The 1,155-nt window shown below is 60.3% G+C and carries 1 protein-coding gene and 1 pseudogene (1 of these 2 only partly in view); both read right to left on the reverse strand.

Annotated features, from left to right (window positions below):
- Nucleotides 1–75: 75 nt before the first annotated feature.
- Entirely contained in the window at nucleotides 76–711 is a 636-nt protein-coding gene (gene lipB, locus HQL65_19200; protein ID MBF0138364.1) for a lipoyl(octanoyl) transferase LipB, read from the reverse strand.
- Nucleotides 693–1,155 (reverse strand): annotated as a pseudogene (lipA, locus tag HQL65_19205) (lipoyl synthase) (it continues 491 nt past the right edge of the window). The gene lipB and the pseudogene lipA overlap by 19 nt, the downstream one beginning before the upstream one ends.

A 1,155-nucleotide genomic window follows, 5' to 3' on the forward strand; every position in this document is an offset into this window, starting at 1 on the left:
AGCCCTTCCTCCTGGACCTCCATCCCAGTTTTTCATTCGTTTTTTTTGAAATTAATCAAGTTATTAGACAGCCTCTCACACCCAACTGGCAGAAAAAACCCCCGTAAACGCCCGTATGAACAACTCTTCGAGACGTTCCCGCGCAACCTGGTGACCCAGGGCGGCCAGGGAAGTCACCGACCGGTCATGAAACCCGCAGGGAACAATACCGGCAAAGTGGTTCAGATCCGGATTGCGGTTCAAAGCCAGACCATGGGAGGTGACACCGCGACGAATGCGTACCCCAAGGGCACCAATTTTGGCGGTTCCCACCCAGATTCCAGGCCCGACGGGATCGCGTGCGGCTGTCACACCCAAAGCGGCCAGGGTCTGGATGGCACACTCCTCCAGACGCCAGACATGTTCCCGCACGGCCCGTGACCGGGGACCCAGATCCAGCAATACATAGGCCACCATTTGGCCCGGACCATGGTAGGTCACCCGACCGCCCCGGTCGGTCTCCACCACCGGAATGGCCATGCCGGCGGGCAAGGAATGCAAGATTTCGGTCTGCAAACCGGAACGTCCCATGGTATAGACCGGTGCATGTTCGGTCAAAATCAGCAGGTTGGGCGAGTCCCCGGCCAGAATGGCCTCCACGGCACGCTGCTGCTCGGCCAGGGAGTCGGCATACGCCTGACGGGTATGACGAATCAGTCGAAAGAGGGACATGGAGGATCCGGGGCGCAAGAACCAGAGGCCATGGGGCCGGCGCTGCCGGTGAAGAGTTGGTGCGCCTCATGGGAAGATCGGGCCAGGGGATGACTCGCCACGCCCGCAAAACCCATGCGCAAGGCTTGTTGCCGGACCTGCTCGAACCACTCCGGGGTCCGATAGACGATGACAGGGTGATGGGCCAGCGACGGGCGCAAATATTGGCCAATAGTCAACAAGGCCACCCCGGCCTGGCGTAAATCCAAAAGGAGTCGCTCCACCTCGGCATCACTCTCGCCGAGACCCACCATGAATCCGGACTTGATGGCCAGACCAGGAGCCAGATCCCCGGCCCGCCGCAACACGTCCAGGGAATAATCATAACTGGAAACCGGTCGCACGGTGGCATACAGGCGGGGCACGGTTTCGACATTGTGATTGAAAACCGCCGGTCCGGCGGCT

Source organism: Magnetococcales bacterium, from assembly GCA_015228935.1.
Classification (GTDB): domain Bacteria; phylum Pseudomonadota; class Magnetococcia; order Magnetococcales; family DC0425bin3; genus HA3dbin3.